The sequence below is a fragment of the Ruegeria sp. CDSA033 genome, assembly GCF_059612305.1.
The window spans coordinates 1-21,986 of sequence record NZ_JBXWQI010000009.1 but is presented as its reverse complement, the minus strand read 5'-3'; the positions used below and the strand labels follow the sequence as shown (position 1 = coordinate 21,986).

General features: G+C 55.9%; 20 protein-coding genes and 1 pseudogene. 18 read left to right on the top strand and 3 right to left on the bottom strand.

Annotation, left to right across the window (positions count from 1 at the left end):
- Window positions 1–57: 57 nt before the first annotated feature.
- From topA to AC2FLA_RS12980, 3 genes are all read left to right on the top strand, one after another.
- A complete protein-coding gene (topA, locus tag AC2FLA_RS12990; RefSeq protein ID WP_496722685.1) occupies window positions 58–2,697 on the top strand; it encodes a type I DNA topoisomerase in 2,640 nt (879 codons plus the stop codon).
- A 103-nt stretch (window positions 2,698–2,800) separates the two neighbouring features.
- A complete protein-coding gene (locus AC2FLA_RS12985; RefSeq protein ID WP_496722683.1) occupies window positions 2,801–3,505 on the top strand; it encodes a CoA transferase subunit A in 705 nt (234 codons plus the stop codon).
- Complete coding sequence (locus AC2FLA_RS12980; protein WP_058276937.1) at window positions 3,505–4,131, top strand: CoA transferase subunit B; 627 nt, start codon at window positions 3,505–3,507, stop codon at window positions 4,129–4,131. Before AC2FLA_RS12985 ends, AC2FLA_RS12980 begins: the two co-directional genes overlap by 1 nt.
- Before the next feature lie 42 nt (window positions 4,132–4,173).
- Here the strand turns inward: AC2FLA_RS12980 and AC2FLA_RS12975 are convergent, their stop codons facing one another.
- The gene (locus AC2FLA_RS12975; RefSeq protein ID WP_496722681.1) at window positions 4,174–5,034 is read right to left on the bottom strand and encodes a lytic transglycosylase domain-containing protein; all 861 of its coding nucleotides are present in this window, start codon (window positions 5,032–5,034) and stop codon (window positions 4,174–4,176) included.
- A gap of 352 nt (window positions 5,035–5,386) precedes the next feature.
- On the opposite strand from AC2FLA_RS12975, the gene AC2FLA_RS12970 reads away from it, so the two are divergent.
- The 15 genes from AC2FLA_RS12970 to pdeM all read left to right on the top strand — a co-directional run bounded on the left by AC2FLA_RS12970 (window position 5,387) and on the right by pdeM (window position 20,666).
- Window positions 5,387–5,614, top strand: a complete 228-nt coding sequence (locus tag AC2FLA_RS12970; RefSeq protein WP_496722679.1) for a Flp family type IVb pilin — start codon at window positions 5,387–5,389, stop codon at window positions 5,612–5,614.
- A gap of 86 nt (window positions 5,615–5,700) precedes the next feature.
- Complete coding sequence (locus AC2FLA_RS12965; RefSeq protein WP_496722678.1) at window positions 5,701–5,916, top strand: hypothetical protein; 216 nt, start codon at window positions 5,701–5,703, stop codon at window positions 5,914–5,916.
- Window positions 5,917–6,071: 155 nt separating this feature from the next.
- Window positions 6,072–6,947 (top strand): Flp pilus assembly protein CpaB, encoded by an 876-nt coding sequence (gene cpaB / locus AC2FLA_RS12960; protein WP_496722676.1) that lies wholly within the window; start codon window positions 6,072–6,074, stop codon window positions 6,945–6,947.
- Window positions 6,948–7,138: 191 nt separating this feature from the next.
- Window positions 7,139–8,545, top strand: a complete 1,407-nt coding sequence (locus AC2FLA_RS12955) for a type II and III secretion system protein family protein (RefSeq protein WP_496722674.1) — start codon at window positions 7,139–7,141, stop codon at window positions 8,543–8,545.
- A gap of 17 nt (window positions 8,546–8,562) precedes the next feature.
- Window positions 8,563–9,189: an OmpA family protein gene (locus tag AC2FLA_RS12950; protein ID WP_496722672.1), complete on the top strand. Its 627-nt coding sequence runs from the start codon at window positions 8,563–8,565 to the stop codon at window positions 9,187–9,189.
- 199 nt (window positions 9,190–9,388) lie between these two features.
- Window positions 9,389–10,624 (top strand): CpaE/TadZ family protein, encoded by a 1,236-nt coding sequence (locus AC2FLA_RS12945; protein ID WP_496722670.1) that lies wholly within the window; start codon window positions 9,389–9,391, stop codon window positions 10,622–10,624.
- Between the two features lie 24 nt (window positions 10,625–10,648).
- Entirely contained in the window at window positions 10,649–12,094 is a 1,446-nt protein-coding gene (locus tag AC2FLA_RS12940) for a TadA family conjugal transfer-associated ATPase (RefSeq protein WP_496722669.1), read from the top strand.
- 12 nt (window positions 12,095–12,106) lie between these two features.
- On the top strand, window positions 12,107–13,075 hold the full coding sequence (locus tag AC2FLA_RS12935; RefSeq protein WP_496722668.1) for a type II secretion system F family protein: 969 nt from the start codon (window positions 12,107–12,109) through the stop codon (window positions 13,073–13,075).
- A 10-nt stretch (window positions 13,076–13,085) separates the two neighbouring features.
- The gene (locus AC2FLA_RS12930; protein WP_496722667.1) at window positions 13,086–14,066 is read left to right on the top strand and encodes a type II secretion system F family protein; all 981 of its coding nucleotides are present in this window, start codon (window positions 13,086–13,088) and stop codon (window positions 14,064–14,066) included.
- A gap of 49 nt (window positions 14,067–14,115) precedes the next feature.
- Window positions 14,116–14,655, top strand: a complete 540-nt coding sequence (locus AC2FLA_RS12925; protein WP_496722665.1) for a tetratricopeptide repeat protein — start codon at window positions 14,116–14,118, stop codon at window positions 14,653–14,655.
- A gap of 30 nt (window positions 14,656–14,685) precedes the next feature.
- Window positions 14,686–15,537 (top strand): tetratricopeptide repeat protein, encoded by an 852-nt coding sequence (locus tag AC2FLA_RS12920; protein ID WP_496722663.1) that lies wholly within the window; start codon window positions 14,686–14,688, stop codon window positions 15,535–15,537.
- Window positions 15,538–15,540: 3 nt separating this feature from the next.
- Window positions 15,541–16,086, top strand: a complete 546-nt coding sequence (locus AC2FLA_RS12915; RefSeq protein WP_496722662.1) for a prepilin peptidase — start codon at window positions 15,541–15,543, stop codon at window positions 16,084–16,086.
- Between the two features lie 116 nt (window positions 16,087–16,202).
- A complete protein-coding gene (locus tag AC2FLA_RS12910; RefSeq protein ID WP_108861713.1) occupies window positions 16,203–17,510 on the top strand; it encodes a DUF8689 domain-containing protein in 1,308 nt (435 codons plus the stop codon).
- 40 nt (window positions 17,511–17,550) lie between these two features.
- A complete protein-coding gene (locus tag AC2FLA_RS12905; RefSeq protein ID WP_496722661.1) occupies window positions 17,551–19,962 on the top strand; it encodes a ligase-associated DNA damage response DEXH box helicase in 2,412 nt (803 codons plus the stop codon).
- 41 nt (window positions 19,963–20,003) lie between these two features.
- Complete coding sequence (pdeM, locus tag AC2FLA_RS12900) at window positions 20,004–20,666, top strand: ligase-associated DNA damage response endonuclease PdeM (RefSeq protein ID WP_496722659.1); 663 nt, start codon at window positions 20,004–20,006, stop codon at window positions 20,664–20,666.
- Between the two features lie 2 nt (window positions 20,667–20,668).
- On the opposite strand, the gene AC2FLA_RS12895 is transcribed toward pdeM, so the two are convergent.
- Window positions 20,669–21,331, bottom strand: a complete 663-nt coding sequence (locus AC2FLA_RS12895; RefSeq protein WP_496722658.1) for a LytTR family DNA-binding domain-containing protein — start codon at window positions 21,329–21,331, stop codon at window positions 20,669–20,671.
- A gap of 292 nt (window positions 21,332–21,623) precedes the next feature.
- Window positions 21,624–21,986 (bottom strand): annotated as a pseudogene (locus AC2FLA_RS12890) (bifunctional methylenetetrahydrofolate dehydrogenase/methenyltetrahydrofolate cyclohydrolase); the annotation flags it as partial.

The following is a 21,986-nucleotide window of genomic DNA, read 5'->3' as shown; positions in this document are numbered from 1 at the left end:
CCACATCTTGCACGATCATAGAAGGCGCCAATTCCGTCGAGCGAGGTTTCCCCTTAAATGCCTGTAGTTGTTGTAGAATCCCCTGCCAAGGCCAAAACAATCAACAAATATCTTGGCCCCGACTACACGGTGCTGGCCTCGTATGGCCATGTCCGGGACCTGCCGCCCAAGGACGGATCCGTCGATACCGAGCATGAATTTGAGATGAAATGGGAGGTCGGCAACGACAGCCGCAAACATGTCAAAGCCATCGCCGATGCGCTGAAAGAAGACAACGCTCTGATTCTCGCGACTGACCCTGATCGTGAGGGTGAGGCCATCAGCTGGCACCTGCAAGAAGCCCTGACCAAGCGCCGCTCGATCAAGAAAGACACGCCCGTCAGCCGCGTGACCTTCAACGCGATCACGAAGGATGCGGTGACCGAGGCGATGCAGAACCCGCGCCAAGTCGACATGCCTTTGGTCGAGGCCTATCTGGCCCGCCGCGCGCTGGACTATCTTGTGGGTTTCAACTTGTCACCGGTTCTGTGGCGCAAGCTGCCCGGCGCGAAGTCTGCCGGTCGCGTTCAGTCAGTCTGTCTGCGCCTGATCGTCGAGCGCGAAATGGAGATAGAAGCATTCAAGCCGGTTGAATATTGGTCTGTGAAGGCTGTGTTCGAAACACCGCGCGGCCAGACTTATGAGGCACGCCTGGTCACGCTGGCCGGTAAGAAACTGGACAAACATGATCTGGCCAACGCCACGCAGGCCGAACTGGCGGTGCAGGCCATCACCAGCCGCGCGCTGAGCGTTACTTCGGTCGAGGCCAAGCCCGCCGCGCGCAACCCCAGTGCGCCCTTCATGACCTCTACCTTGCAGCAGGAAGCAAGCCGCAAGTTCGGAATGGGCGCGCGTCACGCGATGCAGGTTGCTCAACGCCTCTACGAGGCCGGCTACATCACATATATGCGGACCGACGGCATCGACATGGCGCCCGAGGCCGTGGCGGCCACCCGCGAAACGATCGCCGACCGTTACGGTGCAGAATACGTGCCGGACAGCCCACGTATCTATAAAAACAAGGCCAAGAACGCCCAGGAAGCGCACGAATGTATCCGCCCGACGGATATGTCCCGCGATACCAAGGCCCTGAAAGTCACAGATGAGGATCAGCGCAAGCTGTACGACCTGATCTGGAAACGTACCATTGCCTGCCAGATGGCTGCGGCCCGGCTGGAGCGCACGACGGTCGAGATTGGCAGCGATGACGGCCAGGTCGGCCTGCGCGCCACCGGTCAGGTTGTTCTGTTCGACGGGTTCATGCGCGTTTATGAAGAAGGCCGCGACGACGTGGCCGATGATGATGAAAAGCGCCTGCCGCAAATCATGCAGGGCGATCCAGCTCGGTTTGCCAAAACATCCCTGCGCGATCAGTTCACCAAAGCGACCAGCGAGGGCACTGAAAAAGCCGCGAAAGAGGCCATTCTGTCCGAGAACGAATCTGTACTGGCCCTGCAGCACCACACTCAACCGCCGCCGCGCTACACCGAGGCTACGCTGGTCAAGCGGATGGAAGAGCTGGGGATCGGGCGACCGTCGACCTATGCCTCGATCGTGACCACGATTCAGGACCGGGAATATGTGCGCAAAGACAAGAACCGGCTGATCCCAGAGGAGAAGGGCCGGATCGTTACGATCTTCCTGCTGAACTTCTTCCGGCAGTACGTGGGGTATGAGTTCACCGCCAATCTGGAAGAACAATTGGACGACGTCAGCGCCGGTGGGCGTGACTACAAGGAGTTGCTGAGCAAGTTCTGGCGCGATTTCTCGGCTGCTATCGGCGAGACGTCCGAATTGCGGATCTCCGAGGTTCTGGACAAACTCGACGAAGCCCTGGCGCCGCAGCTTTATCCGCCGCGTGAAGACGGCTCGGACCCGCGTGTCTGTCCGAAATGCGGAATGGGTCAATTGCACCTGAAAACATCGCGAACCGGCGGGTTCGTTGGGTGTGGAAACTATCCTGAATGCACCTATACCCGCCCCATCGCCGGCGAAGGTGCCGAAGGCGAGGAACGTCTTCTGGGCGAAGATGCAGGGGAAGATATCTGGCTGAAGTCCGGCCGCTTTGGCCCCTATGTTCAGCGCGGCGAACCGACGCCCGAGAACAAGAAACCCCCGCGTGCGTCTCTGCCGCGTGGCTGGAGCAAGGATGACATTGATCTGGACAAGGCGCTGACGCTGTTGTCCTTACCCCGTCAGATTGGTGAGCATCCAGATGGTGGCATGATCAGTTCGAATTTCGGGCGGTTTGGTCCATATCTGATGCATCAGTCGGCAGATGAGGCCAAGCCGGTCTACGCCAACCTCAAAGACCCCAACGACGTGTTTGAGATCGGCATGAACCGCGCTGTCGAGTTGCTGGCCGAAAAGCGTGCCAACCCCGGGCGTGGCCGTCGCGCAGCGGCCAAGGCGTTGAAGGAATTGGGCGAGCATCCAGATGGCGGCGCGATGCAGGTTCTGGATGGGCGTTATGGGCCATACGTGAAATGGGAAAAGGTCAACGCGACCATTCCCAAAGATATCAAGCCCGAGGACGTGACACAGGAAATGGCCATCGAACTGGTCAACGAACGCGCAGCCAAAAAGGGCACCAAGAAAAAAGCGGCCCCTAAAAAGAAAGCTGCGGCTAAGAAAACAACCAAAAAGGCGGCCACCTGACAGGGGGTTAGGTAGAAATACCACCCACCCCTTGGTTTCATTGACTTCCCCGTGACGTGGCGGCACAACCTGCGCCATCACCATGTCATTGGGGGAGTTTTCCATGAAGAAAGTCTATGCCAATGCCACCGAGGCACTCGATGGAGTGATTTCGGACGGCATGATGATCGCGGCAGGCGGTTTTGGCCTGTGCGGTATTCCCGAACTGCTGCTTGAGGCGATCAAGAACTCGGGCGCTCAAGATCTGACGTTTGCTTCGAACAACGCCGGCGTCGACGATTTCGGTATCGGCATCCTGCTGCAGACCAAGCAGGTCAAAAAGATGATCAGCTCTTACGTCGGTGAAAACGCCGAGTTCATGCGCCAATATCTGGCCGGAGAGCTGGAGCTGGAATTCAACCCACAAGGAACTCTGGCCGAGCGTATGCGTGCAGGTGGCGCAGGCATCCCCGGGTTCTACACCAAAACCGGTGTGGGCACCGTGATCGCCGAAGGCAAAGAGCACAAAGACTTCAATGGCGAGACTTACATCTTGGAAGAAGGCATCTTTGCCGATCTGGCCATCGTCAAAGCCTGGAAAGCCGATGACACCGGCAACCTGATCTTCCGCAAGACCGCGCGCAACTTTAACGTACCTGCTGCGACCTGTGGCAAGATCTGCATCGCCGAGGTCGAGGAAATCGTGCCGCGTGGTTCGCTGGACCCCGATATGATCCACCTGCCCGGCATCTATGTGCATCGCATCATTCAGGGTCAGCATGAAAAGCGCATCGAACAACGCACCACCCGTAAGAAGGAGGAAGCATAATGCCCTGGGATCGCAATCAGATGGCCGCACGTGCGGCGCAAGAGCTGGAAGACGGCATGTATGTAAACCTCGGCATCGGTATTCCGACGCTGGTGGCAAACTATGTGGGCGACAAGGACATCACCCTGCAATCCGAGAACGGAATGCTTGGCATGGGCCCCTTCCCCTTTGAAGGCGAAGAAGACCCGGATCTGATCAACGCTGGCAAGCAGACGATCACGGAACTGTCCCGCACCGCCTATTTCGACAGTGCCACATCGTTCGCCATGATCCGCGGCGGTAAGATTGCGGCCGCCGTTTTGGGCGCGATGGAGGTCGATGAAGAAGGCGATCTGGCAAACTGGATGATTCCGGGCGTGCTGGTGAAGGGCATGGGTGGCGCGATGGACCTGGTTGCAGGTGTTCGTCGCGTGATCGTCGTGATGGATCACACCAACAAGCACGGCAAGTCCAAGCTGCTGAAGAAGTGCACCCTGCCCCTGACCGGCAAGAAGGTGGTGAATCGCATTATCACCAACCTTGGCGTTCTGGACGTGGTTGATGGCGGCCTGAAGATCATCGAGATCGCCGAAGGCGTGACCGAAGACGAGATCCGCGCCGCGACCGAAGCCAACATCGTCAACTAATTCACACCAATGAAAAGGCCCACCGTTTCGGGTGGGCCATTTTCAGTTCAGCGATTGGAATACACACCCATCCGTAATCAACTGAGGCGGTGTCGAACACAACGCCCGCGCCACCTGAAACGCTGCAAGAACCTTGGGTATGTAGTCACGGGTCTCTGCGTAAGGTGGGACACCCTCGTGCTTACGTACGGCCCCTTCCCCGGCGTTATACCCCGCAAGGACGAGGATCGGGTCGTTCCCGAATTCTTCCATCAGCCAGTTCAGGTACTTCACACCGCCCGCGATGTTTTGCGACGGCTGCGTACTGTCCTGAACCCCAAACCGTTTGGCGGTTGCAGGCATCAGTTGCATCAACCCCTGTGCCCCGGCCGAGCTTACAGCGTCGGTGCGCCCAGCGGACTCAACGGAAATTACCGCCAGAACCAATGCCGGTGAAACATTTGTTCCAACGGTCGAGCGCAGAATATCCACACGGCGCCTTTGGGCGATGTTTTGCAGGGTCTGTAAACGGGGTGCCGCGACATTGATCGCAGCCAGCGCATTCATCGCATCATGCAGTCGTCCCGACCCGGCCTCGGCCAAGGACGGCGACACCCTTTCCCAGAAAGCCTTGTATGAGCCAACCGGTTTTTTTCCCGCACCGGGAAGAGTTGGCGGTACGACACGCGTGCGCGCAATGATTTCAGGTTCGACTAATTCTACGCCTGTACTAGGGGCAGACGGGGTCTTCGCATGCTCATCGGGCGTGATCTGGACCGTGACGCGCGGTCGTGTGCCGGGCTTAGGGGCCTTGACCCTTTTGTAGACGCCTCTTGGCTCAACCTCGTTTGCCACGACTGGCACAGGGCCAGACAGCATCAACGCCGCCAAACCGGCGCAAGTCATTGCGAGCCGGAGATTCATTTGCCTGCCTCATGTTTTTCTTTTGGTTGATTTGAACCTCGAATCTGCCCGTAAGGCCAGAAAAACCACGTGAAATGGGGCAAATTCGCCTCATTTGCCGCAAATTTGCATCGGGGCGAACGGGCAACCTCTGCGAGATGCGATTTTTTACTGTTTTTTTTCAATAGCTTAGAAAAATAACTACCAAAAAGTTAAACTTCGTCAAAAAAAAATAGGGTTTGGCCCAATTCCTGCCACGCACAGCGGTCAATCATAGTGCCATACCGAGACGATCGGGAGCGGACTGAGAGAGAAAGCTCTGATAGACGCCGAGGTTTAATTGACTTTTTTGATCCTTTAGGAGGGACGTAACATGATCAAGTTCATCAAGAACTTCCGCAAAGATGAAGACGGCGCCGTAACAGTAGACTGGGTCGTTCTGACCGCAGCAATCGTTGGCTTGGCATCTGTCGCCTACACCCAAATTGGTAACGGCACTCAGGCAGTTTCGAACGAAGTTGGCGCAGCCCTACAAGGCGCGGCGACAGCTACAGCAGACGTCATCCCAGTCACCCCGGGCGGCTCAACCAGCGGCGGCTAAACAAATTGTCACTTTGACTTTCTTTTTCGGGGCCGGGTTGTTTGACCCGGCCCCGAAATCATTCATGGCCCAAAATTGGAAACAATATGCTCAAAAGAATATGCGTATTCAGCAAGTTTGAAGACGGGGCCGTGACGGTTGACTGGGTTGTTTTGACAGCCGCAATCGTGGGAATTGCCGCTGGTGTTTTCGTTGTATTTCATCAACCGGTCCGAGACCTGGATGCCAGATCAGGTGCAGCCCTTAGTGGGATCGATGTTGCGGACGAAATTTCCGTGCGTTTCGACGCTCCGGATTCGTGAAGTCGCAATTGCCTAAATGTCCAAAAAAACAAATGGACGCAAAAAATTTCAAATATTGTCCCCCTTTTCGACACAATCTCTCTTTAATCAAAGTTGATCTTCGTCGTAGAGCCTATGGCGAAAAAACTGGAATAGAATGATACGAGGGGACGCGAATGCGTTTAGTATTTGGACTTGTCCTGATTATCGGGGTCGCCCTGGCCGGCGGTGCCGTCTACATGGCGCGGGATTACATCAGTCAAACTCAAGCGGAGCTTGAACGGGAAAGACTGGCAACTCAAAACGCGCTCGCAAATGTTAAGACCATTCCAACAGTCTCTGTCACGGTCCTAAACCGGGCCGTGAAGTACGGGGAGCGTCTTGCGCCGGAAGATGTGCGCATCGTGCAGTGGCCTGAGGACGCGATTCCCGAAGGGACTTTTTCGGACATGGCCATTTTGTTTCCAGAAGATGGGAGAGGCGACCGGTTTATCCTTCGTGCAATCGAAAAAGACGAAGCCCTTTTGGAAGTCAAAGTTACCCAACCCGGCGAGTCGGCTGGCCTGACGTCACGTCTTGAGAAAGGCATGCGCGCTTTCGCAATTAGCGTAGATGTTGCATCTGGTGTATCTGGCTTCCTGCGCCCAGGCGATAACGTCGACGTTTACTGGACCGGATCCCTAAGAGGTACTGGCGGCGAGGGAGAGATCACACGTCTTATCCAGACCAACATCGAACTGATCGCAATTGATCAGACCGCAGGATCGGACGTAACCGGCACAACTATTGCCAGGACGGTTACGGTTGCCATTACCCCGGAACAGGTCGCCGCGCTCGCCCAGGCACAGAACACCGGGCGGTTGTCACTGGCGCTGGTCGGTGCCCAAGATGAGACCATAGCAACAGCGATTGAAGTCGACCAAAGAAAACTGCTGGGAATCGAAGAAGCAGCACCCGCACCAGTCAAAGTCCAGAAAAGGGTTTGCACAGTCAAAGCGCGCCGCGGCGGCGAGATCGTCGATACAGGAATAGTAACACCCTGCACAAACTAGCGTAAAATCAAAACGTTAAAGCCGCAAGCCGCGCCATCAGCGCGGCTTGTTCCGTTTCGATTGTTGCGCATTACCCACATAAGGAAAATTCCAGAAACCATTGATTATTGCAATAAAATCGTAATTCGCGCAGGGTTGTCACACATAAGGCGTTAGACCTAAAACGAGGCGTGATCGGAGAGGCAGGTCACATGAAAATAATATCTTGGTTCAACGCAACCCTTCTGGGGTTGGCGTTAGTTATCAGTTCGGCCAGCACTGCTGTCCAGGCTGAAACACTTCGCGTGGTTAAGAACGGTACGGCGGAAACGCTGGACGTTCCGATGAACCGCGCAATTGTCGTTGAAAGCGAAACACCATTTGCGGAACTCAGCATCGCCAACGCAGGCATCGCTGACATTTCGTCGCTTTCTGATCGTACCATCTATGTATTGGGTAAGGCACCTGGCCTGACCACGCTGACTTTGTTCGATGGGGCTGGCAACTTGCTGGCCAATGTTCGGGTCCGTGTATCGCCGGATGTGTCCGAATTCAAAGAGAGATTGCGGCAGATTCTGCCGAGCGAGCCAATCGAAGTGCGTACTGCCAACGACGGCATCGTTCTTTCTGGCACAATCTCCAGCTCGGCTAAATTGGCCCGTGCTCTGGAACTTGCAGAACGTTACGCGCCCGAGCGGGTGTCGAACCTGATGTCCGTTGGCGGCGTTCAGCAGGTCATGCTGAAAGTTCGCTTTGCCGAAATGAACCGATCCGTTGCAAAGAGCCTGACCGCATCGTTGGGCTTTGGCGGCGGCGACACAACGGGCGGCTTCAACACGTTGAACAACGCTGGCGCGTTGGCTAACGCACTGAACAACAACATTCCCATCCAACAGACGAACACGGGTGCGATCCTGTTTGGCTTTGGTGCAGGTTCCACGCAAGTACGTTTGTTGTTGGAAGCGCTTGAAACCAAGGGACTTGCTCGCACTCTTGCGGAGCCCAATTTGTCAGCCCTTTCGGGTCAGGAAGCCGAATTCCTGGCAGGTGGCCAAGTCCCAATTCCAGTTCCTGCGGACGACGGCAACATTGCAATCGAATATCGGAATTTCGGTGTACAGGTTCTCTTTACGCCTCGCGTAGTGGATGGTGATCTGATCAACCTCGAGTTGGGAACATCGGTCTCAACTATTGACCCGAACTCCAACTTTACGATTGCAGGCAACAACGTGCCGACATTCATTGCCCGTCAGACAAAGACGACAGTTGAATTGCGGGACGGAGAGAGCTTTGCGATTGCAGGGTTGATTCAGGACAACTTCGCGGACCTGAACAGCCAAGTGCCATGGGTCGGCGACATCCCTGTGCTGGGTGCATTGTTCCGCAGCGCGGAATATCAGCGTCAACAAACTGAACTTGTCGTCATCGTCACCGCACATCTGGTGTCACCCACCCGTGGTGAAGCTCTGGCCCTGCCGACAGACCGCGTCAAACCGCCTACCGAGTTTGACTTGTTCCTGAATGGAAAAACGGCGCGGACCACTCGCGTTGGTTCGGGTGGCGCGTCTGAAGTCGCCAAACAGGACTTTGGCAGCTCATACGGCTACATCCTGGAATGATTGAGAGGATAGGACCAATGCAGAAGTGGATCATCACACTGGGTCTGTCGGTTGCCGTGGCCGCGTGTACACGTGAGGCCGGATACGAAATCGACCAAGGCGCCTTTGGCAACGCAACCCTAAACAACGTTCAGGTCATGAACGGTGAACTGACATACGCCCAAATCCTGGGTCGGCGGTTCGCTGCAGAAGTACCGACCCAGATCAATTTTGCGTTTAATAGTTCTCAGCTGGACGCTCAGGCGCAGCAGGTCTTGTTGCGGCAAGCGGCATGGATCAAGCAGTTCCCCGAAGTGCGGTTCCGCGTTTACGGCCATACTGATGCCGTCGGCTCTACCGGGTATAACCAGTCGCTTGGGCAACGTCGTGCAAACGCAGCCGTTGCATTCCTGACGCAGCAAGGAATCTCACGGTCGCGCTTGGAAGCTGTTGTTTCCTTTGGGAAAACGCGGCCTCTGATCGACACTCCGAACCGAGATCGCCGCAACAGACGTACTGTGACGGAAGTGTCGGGCTTTTTGGATCGCAACCCGCTGGTGCTGGATGGCAAATACGCCCAGATTATATATCGCGAATACGTCGATAGCGCCACGAGAGCGAGCTACATCCAGCGCGAAGATGCTGGCGGCAGCGGCGGTGAATAATCTATAAGAAATGGGCGGCATCGTCGCCCATTTCCCTACAATTGGTTCTTTTGCGTCAAATTCTTGCCTAAGTTCCAAGCCATCTTTTCAACAATTAGGTGAAGTGCGGCCCGAATTGGCCGCGACCGGGCAACAGCGAACTGAACCGAACCAGACACGTTCGGGCAGCGAGCAGGCCCAGACGACGAGGATTGTGTGAATGACAAGCGCCAAAACGCATGATGACGGAACTGCCATTCTGGCCTGCACGATCAGCCGTGACGTCCAAAACTTTGATCTTCTGATCGAGGACATGGAAACCATTTTGGGCGAACGTTGGGGCGACCTTGGCTTTGCCGAAGCCTTGGCATTTTTCAGCCAACCAGAGGCGGAAAGCCTTGAATTCGTTGCGCTTGCCATTGACGGAGAAGATGAAGACAACCTTTCCCTGATGGGTGAGATCATCTCGCAGGCCAAAGAAAAAAAGATCAAGATCGTTCTGATCGCCGAAGACGTAACACCTGCATCTCTGCACCAGTTGCTTCGTAAGGGCGCGGACGAGTTTGTCCCCTACCCTCTTCCCGAAGGAGAGCTGCAGGAAGCCATCGAGCGCATGAACAAACCCGATCCGGTAGTAGCGACGGCAGTTACAACAGCTCCAGTCGCTCACGGTGATTCGAAAGAAGGCGCGCTGTTTGTTGTCCATGGGCTGGCAGGCGGCGTGGGATCAACGACTATGGCGGTCAATCTCGCCTGGGAGCTGGCAACTGCGTCAGACAAAGAGGCACCTTCTGTGTGCGTCATCGACCTGGATCTGCAATATGGCAGCGTGTCGACATATCTGGACCTTCCTCGACGCGAAACCGTATTTGAGATGCTGTCGGACACAACTTCAATGGATGACGATGTTTTCTCGCAGGCCCTTCAAACCTATGAGGAAAAGCTTGAGGTCCTGACTGCACCGTCTGATATGGTTCCATTGGACCTGATCACCCCCGAAGACATCGAGCGCGTCATCGAAATAGCCCGCAGGAAATTCGACTACGTGGTCGTCGACATGCCGACGACCCTTGTTCATTGGTCGGAAACGGTTCTTCAGGCTGCGCACGTGTATTTTGCCATGATCGAGCTGGACATGCGATCCGCTCAGAACGCGTTGCGGTTGAAACGCGCCCTCCAGGCCGAGGAACTGCCGTTCAACAAACTTCGGTTCGCTCTGAACCGTGCCCCAAAATTCACTGACTTGAATGGCAAAGGCCGGGTCAAGCGCATGGGCGAAAGCCTGGGCATTTCAATTGACCTGCAATTGCCGGATGGTGGCAAACCCGTCATGCAAAGCGGTGATCACGGATTGCCGCTGGCCAAATCCGCCGCCAAAAACCCGCTACGTCGGGAAATCGCAAAACTTGCAAAATCGCTTCACAGTTTGGGCAGCAGCAGCGCCGAGGCCGCGTAACTGTATTTCAGAGGGGTAGTCGCCGTGTTTTCAAGATACAAGAAGCAGCCAGCAGCGCAGCCGGTCGAGGTTGCTCCAACGCCCGAGGCTGCGGCACAAACGCCTGCTCCGAAAAAAGCATCCACCGACAGCGCCGTCGCCCGCCGTCCAATTCAAAAGAAGGCCGCTGAACCAGTCGGCTCGGACCGGGATCGCAAGCGCAAAGAGCGCCTGGGTGAAATCAAGATCGAGATGCACCGGGAACTGTTGGAAAACCTGAATCTTGCGGCACTTGAAAAGGCCGGAGAATCTGAACTTCGGGCGGAAATCAGCGCAATCTCGAGCGAAATCCTTGAATCCCGTGATATCGTTCTGAACCGCGAAGACCGGTCACAGTTAAACAAAGAACTGTATGACGAAGTCACTGGTCTGGGGCCCCTTGAGACGCTTCTTCAAGACGACAGCGTCAACGATATCTTGGTAAACGGCCCTCAGCAGATTTTTGTTGAGCGTTACGGCAAGCTTGAAATCAGCGACATCACATTCAAGGACGAAAAGCACCTGATGCGGATCATCGACAAGATCGTATCCGCCGTGGGTCGTCGTGTCGATGAATCCAACCCTTATGTTGACGCGCGTCTGGCTGACGGTTCGCGTTTCAACGCAATGGTGCCGCCTATCGCCGTAGACGGGTCTCTGGTTTCCATTCGTAAGTTCAAAAAAGACAAGCTGGCCATTGATGATCTGGTCAATTTCGGTGCCTTTACAGAGGAAATGGCCGCCTATTTGCAGGCAGCTGTTTCTACGCGTCTGAACATCATCGTCTCGGGCGGTACAGGCTCGGGTAAGACGACAACGCTGAATGCTTTGTCCAGCTTTATTGATGACGCCGAACGCATCCTGACCATCGAGGATACGGCGGAACTTCAGCTGCAGCAGACCCATGTAGGCCGGATGGAAAGCCGCCCTCCTAACGTGGAAGGCAAAGGCGAAGTCAGCCCGCGTGACTGTCTAAAAAACGCCCTTCGTATGCGCCCTGACCGCATCATCGTGGGCGAGACGCGTGGTGCCGAGGTGATCGACATGCTGCAGGCTATGAACACCGGCCACGACGGTTCGATGACCACGATCCACGCCAACTCGGCCCGTGACGGGATTTCGCGTCTCGAAAACATGATCGCAATGGCCGGAATCGAGATGCCTCTCAAAGCGGTCCGCAGCCAAATCTCATCAGCTGTGAACCTGATCGTTCAGGCCAGCCGCTTGCAGGACGGCTCGCGTCGGATGACCTCGATCACCGAGATTACAGGGATGGAAGGTGACGTGATTTCGATGCAGGAAATTTTCAAGTTTCAACGCGTTGGTCTGACGCCGGACAACAAGATCATTGGCCATTTCACCGCGACCGGAGTGCGCAGCCACTATTCCGAACGCTTCCGTCTGTGGGGCTTTGATCTACCGTCATCCATCTACGAACCTACGACCGTCTAAGGAGATCCGGATATGCAACTGCCCGTAGAGGCTCTTATCTATGTTGTGATCTTCGTCGGAGTTCTTCTCCTGGTCGAGGGCATCTATCTTGTGGCATTTGGCAAGTCCATCAGCCTGAACAGCCGTGTGAACCGGCGTCTGGATATGCTTGAAAAAGGCGTCGGACGCGAACAGGTTCTAGAACAGCTGCGCAAGGAAATGCAGCAGCATATGAAATCCCAGAGCATCCCGCTCTATTCGCTTTTGGCCGACAAGGCACAAAAAGCTGCTATCGCCTTTTCACCTCGCCAATTGATCATGATCATGATGCTGGTTTCTGGATTTGCCTATGTAGGCTTGAGCATCGGCACAGGAACCGAGATCGTTTTGCGGATTGCGCTTTCGATCGGGATTGGCGTCGGTGGTGTCTATGCTTGGGTGAATCACAAAGCTTCGAAACGCATGGGTTTGATGGAAGAACAACTGCCCGACGCCGTTGAGTTGATGGTGCGCTCTCTTCGCGTTGGCAACCCATTTGTCTCGACAATTCAGATTGTTGCGAATGAGGTACAGGATCCTCTTGGAACGGAATTTGGCGTGATTGCTGACGAATGCGCCTATGGTCGTGACGTGGGTGACGCCCTGAAGGACATGGCCGAACGTTTGGGAATGCAGGATCTGCGTTTTTTGTCTGTCGCTGTCGGCATCCAGCAACAGGCCGGTGGCAACCTGGCCGAGATTTTGGCGGGTCTGGCCCAGGTTATTCGTGCTCGGTTCCGCCTGTTCCGCCGCGTTAAGGCGATCACAGCCGAAGCCAAATGGTCCGGCAAGTTCCTGTCTGGCTTCCCCCTTTTCTGCCTGCTGTTCATTTTGGTGAAAGATCCGGGTTACTACGACGACGTTGTTGACCACGAGTTGTTCATTCCGATGTGTTTCTTTGTTGGCATTATGCTGACACTGAACCTGATCGTCATGCGCATTCTTACGAATATCAAAGTCTGAGGGCTTGAGTATGGAATTTCTGACCCAAATCAATGCAGTCCTGACCGAGCATTTGGGGCCGTTCGGACCACTTATCGTAGTCGGTGTTCTGGGGTTGTTTATGATCCTGGTGGCTTTGCCACTGATGCTGAACCAGCCAGAGGACCCTCTCAAGAAACTGCAGCGTTCAAATGCGGCACCCAAGGACAGCAAGAAAGGCAACAAGGACAAACTGCGACAAGCCAGTCGCAACGAGCAGCTTCAGAAATTCGCGAACTTCCTGGAACCGCAGAATCAGGAAGAGCTTTCCGCGATGGAACTCAAGCTGCGCCAGGCGGGATATCAGTCCAAGGACGCAGTCCGCTTTTTCCACTTTGCCCAATTTGCTCTTGGTTTGGTCGGTGTGGCGATTGGTGTTCTGTTAGTCACGGTTTTTTCCGGTGGTCAGGAATTCACACCGACCCAAACGGCCACCCGCGTCTTGATCCCGGCATGTGCATTCTATTTCCTCCCCCGCTATTGGATCACGCGGCGCGTAGCCGAGCGAGAAGAAGCCATCGTCGCAGGGTTTCCTGATACTCTGGACCTGATGCTGGTGTGCGTAGAAGCGGGTCAGTCACTGGATCAGGCAATCGTTCGGGTCGCAGCAGAGATGAAGGTCTCATACCCGGATATTGCCTTGGAGTTCGAAGTTGTCGCGCACGAATTGAAGGCAGGTAAGGACAGGGACAGCGTTCTCAGAGACTTTGGCACACGTTGCGGCGTTCAGGACGTTAGCTCGTTCGTGACTGTTATGATCCAGTCGGCCACATTTGGTACATCAATCGCCGAAGCCCTGCGGGTTTATGCCGGTGAAATGCGTGACAAGCGGGTGATGCGCGCCGAAGAAGCCGCGAATAAGTTGCCAACCAAAATGACACTTGCCACAATGATGCTGACGGTGCCGCCGTTGCTGGTCATTCTGGTCGGCCCCTCGGCAAAAGGCATCGCAGACTTTGCAAGCGGGGGATAGCATCCCGATGACATTTAACTTCAGGTGTATCCGGTTCAGGTTACGCCACATGTTTCAGGCCACCTTGGTTCTTGCCATGGTGGCCTCTTGTACAGAAACTAGCCTTTCAAACGGTCTGGACGCTCCGGGCGTTGACGCCAAAGCCGAAGCTGTTGACCCGATTACGGTTGGAAACCGACTGATGGCATCGGGCGAATATGAATTGGCGCTGACATCCTTTTCCCGCGCCGCGCTGGATCAGGGGATGACAACGGAACTCCTGACTTCGATGGGCACCGCAAATCTGGGTCTCAGGCGTTTGGGGCAAGCAGAAGAACTGCTGCGCCGCGCGATAGAGGATGAACCCGACTGGCCCATCGCGTGGAATAATCTGGGTGTTGTGCTGATGGAAAAGGCCGAATACCCCGAGGCAGAGCAGATGTTCAGGCGCGCCTTTGCTTTGGACAATGGCGAAAGTGACGCAATTTTGGACAATCTGCGCTTAGCACTCGCAAAAATGGAAAATCCTGTTAATACTAACCCGGAAAAACAAGAATATAAACTGGAGCAGCAAGGCGACGGGCAATTCATGCTGCGCAAGCTCCCGTAACATTGGCAAGAGCAGTAAGGGACGCAAAAAATGCGCCAACAATTCTTGATTCCGACGATGGTGATCTGCGGGATGGTCCTGTCCGCCTGCGAGAAAGAAACCGAAGAAGAAAAGGTCGAACGCACCTATCAGGAGGTGAACGTCATTGACGAAACCAACCTGAACGAGGTTCTTCTGACCGCGGCTGACCCAAACGAGGCTGTGACCTATTTCAAAGGGGCCGCCGCAAAAAACCCAGGCCGGATCGACCTGCAACGGGGCCTCGCGATTTCTCTTACGCGCGCTAAACGCACGACCGAGGCCGCTTCGGCGTGGAAAAAAGTGACCTCGATGAAGGGCGCAAGCAACGTCGACCGGGTCGAATACGCCGCCGCTTCGGTCCGCGCAGGTGACTGGTCAACAGCCAAGTCGACGCTGGATTCCGTTCCTCCAACCTATGAAACGTTCCAACGTTACCGTCTTGAGGCTGTCGTCGCAGACTCCAGCAAAGACTGGAAACGCGCGGATCACTTTTACGAAACAGCCGTCGGTCTGACCACGCGCCCTGGCAGCGTTATGAACAACTGGGGCTACTCCAAGCTGTCGCGCGGTGACTACGCCGATGCCGAAAGATTGTTTTCCGAAGCAATCCGTCAGGACAAATCGCTGTTCACCGCCAAGAACAACCTAGTGTTGGCCAGGGCCGCACAGGGAAACTATAATATGCCCGTTGTTCCTCTGACGCAGGTTGAGCGGGCCATGCTGCTGAATACAATGGGTATTTCTGCGATAAAACAAGGCGACATAACAACGGCTAAGAACCTGTTCCGCGAAGCCATCGCAACCCATCCCCAGCATTATGAGGAAGCCGTTCGATCGCTTCGCGCGCTTGAAGAGGCCTGATCCATGAATATCCCTGCGACGGCAGCCGCGTGGTTTTTGCCGTTTGTGTTGCCGATCTGCTTTTACGTGGCGTTCACCGATCTGCGTAGCATGCTGATCAAAAATCACGCCGTGATTGCTCTGGCTGTGGTTTTTGCCATTGTCGGATTATTTGTGCTGCCACCCTGGGCCACCGAGTGGACGACCGGAGGCGTAGGGCCGATTACCCTGACACTTCCGCCCTATCTATGGCAATTGTTGCACATCGTGGTCGTTCTGTTTTTTGGCATCCTGTTCAATGCGGCTGGCGTCATGGGGGCAGGTGATGCCAAGTTCCTGGCTGCCGCCTCGGCCTTTGTCTGGGCTGGTGACTATCTGCTTGCGACGCTGATCGCCACTTGTGCCATGCTTGGCGCATATGTGACGCACAGGCTAGCTAAGCACACGCGCCTTAGGGCAATCGCCCCGGATTGGGAAAGCTGGGATCGGGGCAAGCATTTTCCGATGGGTTTTCCACTGGGGGCCAGCTTGGCGATCTATCTGATTTTCGGAACTGTTTCCGGCTCATAAACTATCATCAGTCCGCCTTTTCAGTGCCTTGGTGCTGACACAAATCAGGTTAAGATTTTATGCAAGTGGCCCGTGTGGGGCTTTTGGCGTGATTAGTGGATAGACGGGCAACGCTCATGAATATGCAGACGACCTCGGTTATGGCCCCCCCTGCCCCCAAGGGTATGGCCGAAATGAAACTGCCCATCGTGATGATGCGGGACATTCTGCTTAAGACGATATTCCGAAAGAACGTGGATACGGTCACGGAAATCGCGGAAGCGATCTGTTTGCCGGGTGCCGTCACGCAAGAACTTGTAGACATTGCACGCGAACAGAAACTGCTCGAAGCGACGGGCACACTAAACGCCAACAGTGGCAACGAGATGGGCTATCAGCTTACCGATGCCGGCAAAGCCCGTGCACTGGACGCGCTGAGCCAATCTGAATACTTCGGCGCTATGCCGGTTCCGCTGGACGTATACCGGGAACAGGTCAAGCGTCAGTCAATCCGAAATATTCAGGTGACCCGTGATCAGCTAACTGGTGCGATGGGACATCTTGTTCTGCCCGACAGCCTACTGGACCACCTGGGCCCCGCAGTCAGCGCCGGCCGGTCAATTTTGATGTATGGCCCTCCGGGTAACGGTAAATCCTCAATCTCGAACGGTATTCGCGACGCGCTGGGGGACAACGTCTATGTTCCCCGTGCCATCGAGTATGCAGGTCAGGTCATCACGGTCTATGATCCGATCGTCCACACAGCGATCGAGCAAGAGGCGGATGACCCCAACAGCCTGCGCCGCCGCAAGCGGTTCGACACCCGCTATGTTCAGTGCGAACGCCCGACCGTGGTAACGGGTGGTGAACTTTCGCTTTCAATGCTGGATCTGGTCTACAACCCGACTGCACGTACCTATCAGGCGCCACTGCAGCTGAAATCAACCGGAGGCATCTTCATCGTGGACGACCTTGGTCGTCAGCAGGAACCGCCACAGGCGCTGATCAACCGCTGGATTGTTCCTTTGGAAGAGAACAAGGACATTCTTGGCCTGCAGTCTGGCGAAAAGTTCGAAGTGCCTTTTGACACACTGGTTATCTTCTCGACCAACTTCCACCCAAATGAGATATTCGACCAAGCGGCCCTGCGCCGGATCTTCTTCAAGATCAAGATCGGTGGTCCCGTTCAAGAAGACTTCCTAAAAATCTTTGCAATGGTGGCGCGGAAACGCGGCATGCCGCTGGATGAATCCGCTCTGGTGCATTTGCTTAAGGTCAAATACCCGACCATCAACAACGTCTATGCCAACTATCAACCGATCTTCCTGATCGACCAGATGATCTCGATCTGCGAATTTGAGGGCATCCCCTATCAGATGAGCCCCGACTTGATCGACAGGGCCTGGGCCAACATGTTCGTCAAAGACGAGATAATCGTAAATTAACGCCGTGCCATTTCCGGGACGGGCCGGGTAGTCTGCGTTCATGACGCAGATTCCCCCCCGGATCACGGATTGGTTTGACGCCAAAGGCTGGTCCATCCATCCACATCAGCAAGAGATGTTTGACCGGGCTGCGGACCCGGCAACTTTGCTCATTGCGCCGACCGGCGGTGGCAAAACGATGGCCGGTTTCCTGCCGACACTGGCCGAACTGGCGGAAAATGATCGCCCCGGCCTGCACACTCTCTATGTTTCCCCACTCAAGGCTTTGGCCGCCGATATCCGCCGCAACCTGCGCGGCCCGGCGGACGATATTGGCCTGCCCATCCGCATCGAAGACCGAACAGGCGATACCTCGGCCACGCAAAAGAAACGTCAGCGCGTGGACCCTCCGCACATCCTGCTGACCACGCCTGAAAGCCTGGCCTTACTGACGTCGTACGAAGACGCCCCGCGGATGTTTGCAGGCGTCCAACGCGTGATCGTGGACGAAATCCACGCCTTGGCCGAAAGCAAACGAGGCGATCAGTTGATGTTGGCGCTGGCCCGTTTGCAGAGCTTGTGCCCTGACCTGCGACGCGTTGGCCTGTCGGCCACAGTCGAAGACCCCGATGCCATCGCGCAGTTTTTGGCCCGCCACCCCGATCCTTGCAAGATCATTCAGGCTGATCCCGGCCCCGACCCCGATATCCAAATGCTTGAGACGCAAGAGATGCCGCCCTGGTCCGGTGGAGGGGCGGCCTATTCGATCCCTGCGGTGCTGGATCAGATCAAACAACACAAAACCACGCTTATCTTTCACAACACCCGCGCGCAGGCCGAAATATTCTTTCACAACATTTGGCTTGCTAATGATGACGGGCTGCCCATTGGCATTCACCACGGCAGCCTGGATCGGCAACAGCGCGAACGGGTCGAGGCTGCAATGGTCCGCGGTGACCTACGCGCCATTGTTTGCACCGGCAGTCTGGATCTGGGCATCGACTGGGGCGATGTGGATCTGGTGATCCAGATTGGCGCGCCCAAGAACGTCAAACGTCTGGTTCAGCGCATTGGTCGTGCCAACCACCGTTACAACGCCCCGTCCAAAGCCCTATTAGTGCCAGCGAACCGGTTTGAAGTGGTCGAGTGCGTCGCCGCGTTGGAGGCGGCAAAGGCCCATGATCTGGATGGCGAACCGCGCGGACCGGGCCCAAGGGACGTCTTGTGCCAGCATATGCTCATCGCCGCTGCGGCAGGTCCGTTCGATGCAGAAGCCCTGTTCACCGAAATGACGGCAGCAGGGCCATATTCTGATCTCAACCGCGCTGAATTCGACGCTTGTGTGGACTTTTGTGCAACCGGCGGCTACGCGCTGCGCGCCTATGATCGCTGGCAGCGGCTGTTGCAGCGGCCGGACGGGAAATGGCAGCTAAGAGACCCACGGACAGCACAGCGTATTCGCATGAACCTGGGCACAATACAGGACACAGACACGCTGAAAGTCCGCTTAAAGCGCAATCGCGGGGGCAAACCGCTGGGTGAGGTCGAGGAGGCATTTGCAGCCTCTCTGACGCCCGGAGATACGTTCCTGATCGGCGGACAGATCGTACGGTACGAGGGGCTGCGCGAAATGGTGGTGGAAGTCAGCCGTCGGGCCGACAAGAAACCCAAAATCGCCACGTTCTCGGGCACCAAGTTCGCGACCTCGACCCAACTCAGCGACCGTATCCTGCGCATGTTCGCACAGCCAGACTGGCCACAACTACCTGCTCACACGGCCGAATGGTTAGCGTTGCAGCGGGATATGTCCCGATTGCCTCAACGGGATCGCTTGCTGATCGAAAGTTTTCCCAATGACGGTCGTGAACACCTGTGTGTTTACGGCTTCGCTGGGCGCAATGCGCAACAGACCCTTGGGCTTTTATTGACCAAACGGATGGAGGAAACCGGGTTGGAGCCGCTTGGTTTTGTTGCCACCGACTATGCGACGCTGATTTGGGGATTGGATGCTGTGACCGACCCAAGCCCTCTGTTCCAACTGGACGAACTGCGTGACGGGCTTGAGACATGGCTGGCGGGCAACGCTGTCATGAAACGAACCTTTCGCGCCTCAGCCACCATTGCAGGCCTGATCGAGCGCAATACAGGCGGGCAACGCAAAAGCGGGCGTCAGGCTACGTTTTCTTCGGATATTCTTTACGACACGCTGCTGAAATATGACCCCAACCACCTTCTGATGCAGATCACCCGCGAGGAAGCAATGCGCGGACTAGTGGATTTTGGACGTATCGAGACAATGATTGAACGAATTGGTGACCGGATAGATCTGGTTCGGCTGGATCGGGTCTCTCCCCTCGCCGCGCCGTTGTTTCTGGAGGTTGGCAAAGTACCGGTCAAAGGTGCCGCCGAAGAACGCCTGTTGGCCGAGGAAAGCGCCCGGTTGCTACAGGCTGCGGGACTAGACGCGAAGTAATTCAGCTTGCGCCAAGGATCAAAACAGGCAAAGAACGTACCATGAACGAGTTGGCGTTTTCCTTTGCTGAACAAGACCTGCGCGCTCTGGGAACTGGTGCGTTGTGGTGGCCAAGCCGGAACCTGTTATGCGTCAGCGATCTGCATCTTGGCAAATCGGAACGTATGGCGCGACGCGGTGGTCCCTCTTTGCCGCCCTATGACAGTCAGGACACTCTGACCCGGCTGGCAGCCGACATCGACAGAACCGGCGCGCAAATTGTCATTTGCCTGGGCGACAGCTTTGACGATTTGGATGCTTTGGCGGCGTTGGGCACCGCCGAGAAGCTTTCGTTGACGGCCCTGCAAGCAGGCCGGCAATGGATTTGGATCGAAGGAAACCACGACCCAGGTCCATTAGATCTGGGCGGAATACATCTGGTGGAATACGCTGTAGGTCCGCTGGTTTTCCGACATATCGCCCAACATGGTGCGCAAGGTGAAGTCTCGGGTCACTACCATCCCAAGACCCGCATCAGGGCACGCGGTCGGACGATCACACGCCCGGTTTTTTTGCTGGATAATTCAAGGCTTATCCTACCGGCCTATGGCACCTATACAGGCGGGCTGCGAAGTTCCGAGAAAGTTCTAAGTGACTTGATGAGCGACCGGGCAATGGCCATCCTGACCGGCCCTCATCCACAAATCATCCCAATGCCACGCTGAGATCATATCAACCCGTCGTCCTCAAGCATCGGCTTGTACTTACGGCTAACAGGTATCAAGTCACCGTTCACCAGCTTCAAATAGATTCTGTCGGCCACCTTCTCAGTGCCTATGACTGCGTCATCCACGATCCAATGGGACCGGTGCGCACAATGCCCGCGCAAGGGCTCCATTTCCCCAACCGCATCAGAGAGCCGTAACCGGATCGCAAAGGTGCCCAATGATGTGACCACATCCACATAGTGATTGCGCGAGCTCAGGCGATAAATCTGTCCCTGAAAAGACGCAGGCAACCGTCGCGCAAGCCGCGGTGCCGGGGATGATGGTGGAGCGCTTTTGGGTTCCGCCCGACTGGTCAGAACCAGGCCAGCGGTAAACAAGGCGCTATACCCAATAACCCGCGGGATGCCGGGTGCGGAGTGGCCCCCAATGGAAAACAGAACCACGGCCAGCAACCAAAGGGACGGGATAAACAACAGCAAAACAAACAGGGCGATTGCCAGGTCACGCACTGGCAGGTTCAGAACAGTCCCGGTTTCGCGGATCAGCCTTCGTGCCATCCAGGTCGACGTCACAGCGATGCCCATCACTCCGAACCAAAACAAGAACCTTATGACAAACGGCAAATCAGACATCTGGAACGGCGGAAAAGCGTAAGCCAGCATAGGAAGGAAAAACGCTCCGGCCACCACACGTTGTGGGCTGCACAGGCTTAAGATGGGTCTTAGCTTTGAAGTCATACCATATCAAAAACCACTTTCAGGGACCCAGCCAAAAGCCCCGGAAAGCTAACATTCACAAACTGTAAACGGCTGGGATATCCCGGCTACCACGCCCCATTCAGACATTCAAACCTTAAAGGGGGGAATTTTAGCCCGTTGACATCATGGTCAAATTTGGCGCTTGGACAATTTACCGGTTTCGTTGAGGCGCATTTTTTGCGCCCCAACGGTATGCTCAGGCTGTGAGGCCTTCTGGTTCTGGGAGTTTGTTTGCGCGGCAGGCGGCGGTGAGTGTGTTGGCCAGCAGGCAGGCGATGGTCATGGGGCCTACGCCGCCGGGGACCGGGGTGATGGCGCCGGCGCGTGCTGCGGCGCTGGCATAATCGACGTCGCCGACCAGTTTGTTCTTGCCTTCACCTTTTTCGGGCGCATCAATGCGGTTGATGCCCACGTCGATGACGGTCGCCCCTTCCTTGATCCAGTCGCCGGGCACCATTTCGGGGCGGCCAACGGCGGCCACAACGATATCGGCGCGGCGCACCACGTCGGGCAGATCCTTGGTGCGGCTGTGCGCGATGGTCACGGTGCAGCTGTCGCC

Excerpts from the sequence above, each read along its gene's own strand:
- AC2FLA_RS12895 (WP_496722658.1), bottom strand. The coding sequence starts at position 21,331 with ATGCTGGCTTACGCTTTTCCGCCGTTCCAGATGTCTGATTTGCCGTTT.
- AC2FLA_RS12955 (WP_496722674.1), top strand. The coding sequence starts at position 7,139 with ATGAAAATAATATCTTGGTTCAACGCAACCCTTCTGGGGTTGGCGTTA.
- AC2FLA_RS12935 (WP_496722668.1), top strand. The coding sequence starts at position 12,107 with ATGCAACTGCCCGTAGAGGCTCTTATCTATGTTGTGATCTTCGTCGGA.
- AC2FLA_RS12915 (WP_496722662.1), top strand. The coding sequence starts at position 15,541 with ATGAATATCCCTGCGACGGCAGCCGCGTGGTTTTTGCCGTTTGTGTTG.
- AC2FLA_RS12950 (WP_496722672.1), top strand. The coding sequence starts at position 8,563 with ATGCAGAAGTGGATCATCACACTGGGTCTGTCGGTTGCCGTGGCCGCG.
- AC2FLA_RS12930 (WP_496722667.1), top strand. The coding sequence starts at position 13,086 with ATGGAATTTCTGACCCAAATCAATGCAGTCCTGACCGAGCATTTGGGG.
- AC2FLA_RS12905 (WP_496722661.1), top strand. The coding sequence starts at position 17,551 with ATGACGCAGATTCCCCCCCGGATCACGGATTGGTTTGACGCCAAAGGC.
- AC2FLA_RS12965 (WP_496722678.1), top strand. The coding sequence starts at position 5,701 with ATGCTCAAAAGAATATGCGTATTCAGCAAGTTTGAAGACGGGGCCGTG.
- topA (WP_496722685.1), top strand. The coding sequence starts at position 58 with ATGCCTGTAGTTGTTGTAGAATCCCCTGCCAAGGCCAAAACAATCAAC.
- AC2FLA_RS12925 (WP_496722665.1), top strand. The coding sequence starts at position 14,116 with ATGTTTCAGGCCACCTTGGTTCTTGCCATGGTGGCCTCTTGTACAGAA.
- AC2FLA_RS12970 (WP_496722679.1), top strand. The coding sequence starts at position 5,387 with ATGATCAAGTTCATCAAGAACTTCCGCAAAGATGAAGACGGCGCCGTA.
- cpaB (WP_496722676.1), top strand. The coding sequence starts at position 6,072 with ATGCGTTTAGTATTTGGACTTGTCCTGATTATCGGGGTCGCCCTGGCC.
- AC2FLA_RS12980 (WP_058276937.1), top strand. The coding sequence starts at position 3,505 with ATGCCCTGGGATCGCAATCAGATGGCCGCACGTGCGGCGCAAGAGCTG.
- pdeM (WP_496722659.1), top strand. The coding sequence starts at position 20,004 with ATGAACGAGTTGGCGTTTTCCTTTGCTGAACAAGACCTGCGCGCTCTG.
- AC2FLA_RS12945 (WP_496722670.1), top strand. The coding sequence starts at position 9,389 with ATGACAAGCGCCAAAACGCATGATGACGGAACTGCCATTCTGGCCTGC.
- AC2FLA_RS12910 (WP_108861713.1), top strand. The coding sequence starts at position 16,203 with ATGAATATGCAGACGACCTCGGTTATGGCCCCCCCTGCCCCCAAGGGT.
- AC2FLA_RS12920 (WP_496722663.1), top strand. The coding sequence starts at position 14,686 with ATGCGCCAACAATTCTTGATTCCGACGATGGTGATCTGCGGGATGGTC.
- AC2FLA_RS12975 (WP_496722681.1), bottom strand. The coding sequence starts at position 5,034 with ATGAATCTCCGGCTCGCAATGACTTGCGCCGGTTTGGCGGCGTTGATG.
- AC2FLA_RS12985 (WP_496722683.1), top strand. The coding sequence starts at position 2,801 with ATGAAGAAAGTCTATGCCAATGCCACCGAGGCACTCGATGGAGTGATT.